Origin of the sequence: Aestuariivirga sp. (genome assembly GCF_044239095.1) — a bacterium.
Classification (GTDB): Bacteria; Pseudomonadota; Alphaproteobacteria; order Rhizobiales; family Aestuariivirgaceae; genus Aestuariivirga.
This window is the reverse complement of record NZ_JBIICB010000229.1, coordinates 1-7051: the sequence shown is the minus strand read 5'-3', so window position 1 is coordinate 7051 and position 7051 is coordinate 1. Positions and strand designations below refer to the sequence as shown.

Genomic DNA, 7051 nt, shown 5'->3' with positions numbered 1-7051 from the left:
AGTACCTTCGTGCCAATTGGCTCTCCAACCGCGTCTTCGAAACTTACCTCGAGATCATCGAGGCAGCATGCGACGCCTGGCAGAAGCTCATTGCTCAACCAGAGACCATCACCTCAATCGGAATGCGCCAATGGGCTCATGTCGGTCAGACCCAATGACCGTTGGTATGAGTCATTGATTTCATTGAGTTCAAGTTTGGCCAAGATTAAAATCCAATCGGCGGACCCACACAGTTTCTCGAATTCCAGACATCTGCCCGTTAAGGGGAATTTCCGCCTGGCAGTCCCGCCAGCCCGGCCATCGCAGCACCCCAAACGGTCGGCAGCGGGCTGCCAGCGTTCGTAGCGGGAGGTTTGGATATGGTCGCGTGGGTCAACGCCTTCTCCCCAGCTGCTCACGAGCCAAGGCGGAGATGCAAAGCCCGCAGGGAATCCATGGTCAGTCGTTGATCCAAGTCATGCCACCCATGCTTGCGAGCGACCGGGTTACTCCGTGAGTACAAGCGTAGCCGCTTATCCAAGGCCACTTCGGACGGCGTCAAACCCACGGAGGTGTTGAAGCATACTGCTTCCAAGAATGACGATCGCCCCGCCCCGGTTGCCGGAGCGGAGTGCCGCAGGAGATACCAACCGCAAGGTTAGGCCCAGTGACCTGGCGATCCGCCCGGCGATTGCCGCCTTCGCGCCCTTCGGATGCGTCCCGGGAAGGACGACGGCCGCGGCCTTGCCGAAGATCGCTGCGGCAACATCCGCCAGGTACCGGGTTGGAAGTTCCGCCTCGGCACACTCGAGAATGACAACATCGCCTACTTCGACAGCCGATAGGAGTTCGGTTACTTATTCCCCATGCGGCCATTCCAGTTTCCAGTCGATCCCCGCCTCGGCGTGGCGGGCAATGAGATTTTCCTCCACCGCGCGCGCCACCCGCCTCAGATGCATCATGACATACGCGTGGGTCATTGGCGCGGAGATACCACCATGGCCGGTGATCCGTGTGAAGGGAAGCCGGGACGCAGCCATCAGATCTTCCCGTTCGAAGAGCAGGCAGTTCAGCATTGCGCCCAAGCCACTGGCAAAACTCACGGCGAGTTCAACCGGTTGCTCGATCTCCCTTCGTCCGCCGAGCCCGACCACGACTCGCCGCAACCCATTTGCCTCGTCCATCACGGTCTTGCCTCACCATCAATCGCTCCGGCATAGGCCTGACGGGCCTCCATCCACGACGTGCTCGTCGGTCAGTTCCAACTGTAGATGTTCGCCTGCCAGGAAGATATGATGCTCAACAGTGCGGCCACCATCACCTCCGCCAGCGCCCGCTTCGGCTGGCCACAGAAGATGACAGAGGAGATCGAGCAGGGCATGATCACCTCCTTCTACGGGCCATGCGACGAGTTCGAGAAGCACCCGCGGCCCGGTATGAATGATCTGCTCACCGCGGCCGTGCGCACGCAGGTCCTGCAGGGGGCGCTCGACACCCAGACGGCGTCCAGCTGGGGAGCGCTGATCAGCTATGCGCAGGTGGCATCCTTCGTGCTTCCGGACGGCAGCCTGTCCCGGTGATCGACACCTCCGGCGTCTCCGGCGGTGCCGGCAACGCGCGAGACCGCCGGGCTTGGTCAGTTTATCCCAAGCATTCGGAATGCTTGGGCTCGAACAGTCCGGCTCATTCTCGTTGATCGTCTTGTGAATGATTTAGGAGCTCGTGGGGTTGTCATTTCCGGGGCGAGTGGCGCCGAAGGCAGTCCGCCGCTGCCCCTGTTCGAACTGAGCCTCATCGCCGCAACGATGGAACGGAGCCGCAGCGCAGACCCGGGATTTCCTGGCCCGCGACATCGGCCGAGGCTGGTCATGAAGGCGCTCAGGGCGTGGGAGTGATCACTTGATGATCGAACCGCGCGTCCGCACCGTCGTAACCGACACGACGAGGATGATGAAGATTCCGTAGACGAGGCTCTGCGCCTGCGCGCCCAGTCCCATCGCCTGGATGGCGATGGGCACGAAGGCCACGGTCAATCCGCCAAACACCACGTTCAGCAAATTGGTCTGCCCGCCCGAGATCGACGTGCCGCCGATGAGCGCCGCCGCGATGCCTGGAAGCAGCAGGTCGCTGCCAAGGCCGCTCGCTGACGCAGAACCCGCCTGCGCCACGATGCTGAGACCCGCGAGACCGCCAAGGAAGCCCGAAAGCGCATAGGTGATGATGCGCACCCGGCGCACCGGCACGGCCGAAAGCGTAGCGGCGAGTTCGTTCTTGCCCATCGCCGTCATGTTCTGGCCGAGGATCGTATAGCGCAGAACCGCCCACAGGATCACTGCCGCGAGAATGCCGAGCCAAAAGGTCAGCGGCGCGTTGAAAAGCTGCGTTTCGAACAGCACGGAGACGAGCTCGCGGTTCTCGCTCACATAGATCGTGTCGGCCCCGCTCACCACCAGTGCGGCGGTCTGTAATATCGCAAGCGTGCCGAGTGTCAGCGCAAAGGACGGCACCTGCGCGTAGCTGATGACAGCACCATTGATGGCACCGATCACCGTGACGAGCACGAGGATCATGACCATTGCCACGATGCCGAGCGAGGGCAGCGTCAGCGCCAGCAGCAGCGCGCCCAGAAGCGCGATCGCGGCGTTGGAGAGGTCGATGGAGCCGATATTCAGCACCATGGACTGGCCGAGTGCCAGGAACAGGATGGGCGCCGCCGTCGCCGTGGCAATGGAGATGCCCAGTGCGCCCAGGTAGTTGGCATTCAGTACGCCCACTGCCAGCAGCATGGCGAGGAAGACGAGAGCCGGGGCAAACGCGCCCCAGGAGATCCGATGCCCAAGCTTGATCACTGCGGCTTCGCCATCCGTGATGGTGGAGACGCCGGCCTTATCAAAGGAATTCTGGGTCACGTCGGTCATACCATTTCTGCCACGATATCTTGGACGGTGAGCGTGTTGGGGATGCGCATGTCATGACGCGCGGAGATTTCCCCGTCGCGCATCACGATGATCTCGTCGGCCAGTTCCAGGGCCTCCTCGATCGTGTCGGGGATCAGGATCACGGCCGCACCGCTTTCACTGGCCTTCACGATCTCCGCATTCACTGTCTGCGCTGCGCCCACATCCAGCCCGCGCAGCGGATGGTCGAGCAGCAGCACGCTGGTGTTGGGGGAGTTGAGCCACTTCGCCAGCACCACCTTCTGCTGGTTGCCGCCCGAGAAATTGATGAGCGGCTTGGTGATCGCATTGGGCCGCACGTCGAGGCGGTCAAACCAGGCCTGTGCCGTCTCCGCCAGCTTGCGGAGATTGAGGAAGGGTCCCCATGCGCCGCTGCCCGGATAGACCAGCGCGACATTGCGGGTGGCAGACAGTGTGCCGATCATGCCCTCGACCTTGCGCTCGGCGGGAAGATAGGCGATCCCGGCAGCGACCGCCTTGCGGATCGACCAGCCGGAGACCGGCTTGCGACGCACCTCGATCGAACCTGAGTCATATGTCTCGGCACCGAACACCGCGCGCGCCAAGGCGCCACGGCCCGAACCGTTGGAGCCGAGGAAAGCGATGATCTCGCCGGGCTTCGCGCTGAAAGAGATGTTGCGAAACTTGCCCTTACGGGTGAGCCCGCGCACCTCGACCACGGGCGCGGTGCCCGCCGCCGCGCGCTTCCTCTCGGCATGATCGGTGCGGCCAATGCCACCGGCCATGTCGCGGAACAGTTCTTCCTTGGTCACTTCACTGGTGTTCTTCTCGCTGACCAGCACGCCGCTGCGCATGACCACGACCCGGTCGCAGATGCGCATGATCTCGTCGAGGCGGTGCGAGACGAAGATGACGCTGGCGATCTCGCGCAGCTTCCTGATTTCCCGTTCGAGCACGGCGGTCTCCGTCTGCTCGAGAACGGCCGTCGGCTCGTCGAGGATGATCAGCGGCGTGCCCGTCTTGCTGGCATCGACCGACACGGCGCGCGCGATCTCCACCATCTGGCGGTCGACGAAGGAGAGATCACTCACCCGCGCGGTGGGGTCGAGGTCGACGCCGATGCGCTCGAGGGCCGCCTTGCAGGCACTGTTGACGCGCGCCCAGTTCTTGTAGCCAATGCGGCCAGCATTGTGCTGGTCGAGGTTCTCCGCCACCGTCAGGTTGGTGAACAGCGATTGCTCCTGGTGGACAACGCCGACACCCGCACGGATGGCGTCATTGGGGCTGCGGAACTGCACGGCCACGCCGTTGATCTCCATCACCCCGTCGTCGGGCTGTTCGACGCCCGCGAGGATCTTGAGCAGCGTGGACTTGCCCGCACCATTCTCGCCGACAAGGCCGATGACCTCGCCCTTGCGGATCTCGAGCGAGACGTTCCGTACGGCCTTCACATGGCCGAAGCTGCGGCTGATGTTCTTGAGCTTGAGGACGACTGGCGTTGTCATGGTCATTTCGCAATCTTCAGGAGAGCACGGTCCGGTGCGGCGACGGCGATGATGGCGGCAATGAGGATCGCGCCGAACACGCCCGCCTGGAAGCTCGGGTCAACACCCGCCAGCACCAGGCCATTGTTCAGCATGATGAGCAGAAAGACGCCGATGGCGGAGCGCAGGATGCCGCCCTCGCCCCCACTCAGCGCCGTGCCGCCGATGACTGCCGCGGGGATCACGGTGAAGAGCTGGCCGGATCCTAAGTCAGGCGAACCCGCACCTAGCTGCATGGTGGCGAGGATGCCGGCAATGGCGCTCAAGCCCCCTGCGATGGTGAAGGCGATGATCTTGAAGGCGTTGACCGGCATGCCGGTGTTGCGGGCGATCGTCTCACTGTTGCCCACGGCCAGCACGCCGCGGCCGAAGTGGGTGTAGCGGCTCACCAGCACGCCGCAGACAAGGATGATGGCTGCAAGCCAGAAGGCATTGGGTAGGCCGAGCGTCAACTTGGTCGGCCAGGCGAGCAGCACGTCGCTCCTGAGGCTTGGCAGCATGTCGTCGCCATAAAGGATGATGCCGATGCCAAGCCCGATGTACCAGGTTCCCAGCGTCACCACGAAGCTGGGCACCTTGACGAGGGAATGCAGCGCACCAGCGAGGAAACCAAGCGCCAGGCCGATGCCGATGGCGATGAACCAGGCCCAGATGCCGAAGTCCGTCTCAAGCCGCGTGTTGGCGGACAGCAGGATCCACGCCATGCCGGATGCAGCCATGACGCCCTGCGGCGAAAGATCGATGGAGCCCAGCTGAATCACCAGCGTCGTGCCCACCACGATGATGAGCGGCACCGCCATCTGAAACAGGATGTTGCGGAAATTCTCGACGCTCCCGAACCGCGGATTGAGGAAGGTGAAAATGATGGCGAGAACCAGGATGGACGCAAGCAGCGCCACGGGTGCTCTCCATTCCTTCGGCAAGATCATCTGCATGGTCGCGGACTCGCGTTTCGCGGGGTTGATGTTGAGCGCCGTTCGGAGGAAGTCCGGCCGGAGCAAGCTGCCCCGGCCGGATCGTCATGTGCTTACTTCGGCATCTCTTCAGCGCCGCCGCCAACCAGCGGCATCGGCTCGGCGGCCCAGGGGCCAACCTTCTTGAGCTGCTCGACGAACGCGTCGGGAGCGCCGGCGTCGTCGTACTTCAGGTATTCCTTGTAGTTGGACGGCGTGACGCAGCTGAGCTTGAAGAGGCTCTCGCGCTTTTCCAGCGGCAGGTCGCCCGGCTTGATTTCGCCGGTGGCGGCGAGATAGGCCGTGTAGAGGCCGACGGCGGACGCCATGTAGCCCCGGTGGAAGGTCTCGCCGACGATGGCGTTGTTGCCGCGGCCGGACTTGATGTCCTCGAGCGTAGTCGGATAGAGGCCGTCGGAAGCGAACTTCACCTTGTCGAGGAGGCCAGCGTTCTCGAAGGCCTGCATGGCGCCGATCTGCATGCCGTCGTCAGCCGACCACACGCCGTTGATCTCGCTGCCGAACTTGACGATCAGGTCACGCGCGTTCTTGGCGCCGAGCTGCGGATCCCAGTTGGAGGGACGCGAGTCGAGGATCTTGATGTCGGGGAACTTCTCCTTCATCTCGGCCTCGAAGCCGGCAACGCGGGTCTGGCTGGTGGTGCTGTCCTGCACGCCGGGCAGCATCACAACACCTCCCTTGCCGCCAAGCGCCTGGCCGATGGCCTCAGCACCGCAGCGGCCCGAGGACACGCCCGGGTGCTTCTGGAAGGCGACGAAGTGATCGCCCACGTCAGCCGGGTGATAGTCGGCGGGCTTGTTCCACCAGATGGTGACATAGCCGCCGGCCTTGCCCACGGCGTCGACGATCGTCGGCGCGTCCGAGCTCGCCACCGTGTTGACGAACATGATTGGCTTCTTCCCGCTGGCCAGAACCGCGAGGATGCTCGAGATGCTGGTCTGCGAGGAGTTGTTGGAGTTCACGATCTCCAGCGGAATGCCAAGGGCCTTCGACATGGCCTTGGCGCCCTCGATGTTCGAGATCATGTAGGGGTTGGTGGTGTTGATCACCGAAGCGACGAGGACCCATTCGTCCTTGTTGAAATCGGCAGCCTGGGCAGTGCCCAGCAGGCCAACGGTGGCGGCGAAGGCGAGGGCCGTCGCGCTGAAGCGGCGGCGGGCCGCCTGCATCTTGGTCAGTTTCTGACCGGACTTGTTCTTCATGTCTTCCTCCAGAGTTGAGTTTGCAGTCCTTGGCAGTCCTTCGTGCAGCCGCCCTCTGGCAGTTGCGCGATTTCGGGGAGGCCGTTGATGGCGGCACCCGTCATTCCGTTGCTCCCGCCGTTACCGGTCGAGGCTTTTCATCACGTCCTTGATCAGCGGCCACACGCGCGCAGCAGAGGTGTGGTCCATGTGTTCGCGCGGCGAGTGCAGGTCGAAGAGGTTTGTGCCGATGCCGATGGTGTCGAGGCCGGGGATCCGCTGCGTGAACATGCCGAGCTCGAGGCTGCACACGGACACGAGCACATCTGGCTCCTTGCCCATCACGCGCTTGTAGCTGCTCTTGGCGATCTCAAGCATGCGGGACTTCGGGTTCCACGGGAACTCCGGCGCATCAAGCCCGATTTGCTTGGCGCTCACGCCGTCGCCCGCCGCAT

Annotated in this window: 6 protein-coding genes and 2 pseudogenes; 2 read left to right on the top strand and 6 right to left on the bottom strand. The window is 63.3% G+C overall.

Annotated elements, in window-relative coordinates; genetic code table 11:
• A pseudogene (locus ACILRA_RS17395) lies at positions 1-158 on the top strand (IS630 family transposase); the annotation flags it as partial.
• 678 nt (positions 159-836) lie between these two features.
• On the opposite strand, the gene ACILRA_RS17390 reads toward ACILRA_RS17395, so the two are convergent.
• Entirely contained in the window at positions 837-1163 is a 327-nt protein-coding gene (locus ACILRA_RS17390; protein ID WP_395663327.1) for a hypothetical protein, read from the bottom strand.
• A 108-nt stretch (positions 1164-1271) separates the two neighbouring features.
• Here ACILRA_RS17390 and ACILRA_RS17385 point away from each other — a divergent pair, with 108 nt between their 5' ends.
• Positions 1272-1559, top strand: coding sequence for a hypothetical protein (locus ACILRA_RS17385; protein ID WP_395663326.1), 288 nt, complete (start codon positions 1272-1274; stop codon positions 1557-1559).
• A gap of 315 nt (positions 1560-1874) precedes the next feature.
• On the opposite strand, the gene ACILRA_RS17380 is transcribed toward ACILRA_RS17385, so the two are convergent.
• From ACILRA_RS17380 to ACILRA_RS17360, 5 genes and pseudogenes are all read right to left on the bottom strand, one after another.
• Entirely contained in the window at positions 1875-2897 is a 1023-nt protein-coding gene (locus tag ACILRA_RS17380) for an ABC transporter permease (protein WP_395663325.1), read from the bottom strand.
• Complete coding sequence (locus tag ACILRA_RS17375) at positions 2894-4408, bottom strand: sugar ABC transporter ATP-binding protein (protein ID WP_395663324.1); 1515 nt, start codon at positions 4406-4408, stop codon at positions 2894-2896. Before ACILRA_RS17375 ends, ACILRA_RS17380 begins: the two co-directional genes overlap by 4 nt.
• Entirely contained in the window at positions 4405-5376 is a 972-nt protein-coding gene (locus ACILRA_RS17370; RefSeq protein WP_395663323.1) for an ABC transporter permease, read from the bottom strand. The genes ACILRA_RS17375 and ACILRA_RS17370 overlap by 4 nt, the downstream gene beginning before the upstream one ends.
• Before the next feature lie 92 nt (positions 5377-5468).
• Entirely contained in the window at positions 5469-6617 is a 1149-nt protein-coding gene (locus ACILRA_RS17365; RefSeq protein ID WP_395663322.1) for a sugar ABC transporter substrate-binding protein, read from the bottom strand.
• Between the two features lie 120 nt (positions 6618-6737).
• A pseudogene (locus tag ACILRA_RS17360) lies at positions 6738-7051 on the bottom strand (aminoacyl-histidine dipeptidase); the annotation flags it as partial.

Bases quoted from the DNA above. Each gene is read 5' to 3' on its own strand.
- ACILRA_RS17380 (WP_395663325.1), bottom strand. From the start codon at position 2,897: ATGACCGACGTGACCCAGAATTCCTTTGATAAGGCCGGCGTCTCCACC.
- ACILRA_RS17390 (WP_395663327.1), bottom strand. From the start codon at position 1,163: ATGGACGAGGCAAATGGGTTGCGGCGAGTCGTGGTCGGGCTCGGCGGA.
- ACILRA_RS17370 (WP_395663323.1), bottom strand. From the start codon at position 5,376: ATGCAGATGATCTTGCCGAAGGAATGGAGAGCACCCGTGGCGCTGCTT.
- ACILRA_RS17365 (WP_395663322.1), bottom strand. From the start codon at position 6,617: ATGAAGAACAAGTCCGGTCAGAAACTGACCAAGATGCAGGCGGCCCGC.
- ACILRA_RS17385 (WP_395663326.1), top strand. From the start codon at position 1,272: ATGATGCTCAACAGTGCGGCCACCATCACCTCCGCCAGCGCCCGCTTC.
- ACILRA_RS17375 (WP_395663324.1), bottom strand. From the start codon at position 4,408: ATGACCATGACAACGCCAGTCGTCCTCAAGCTCAAGAACATCAGCCGC.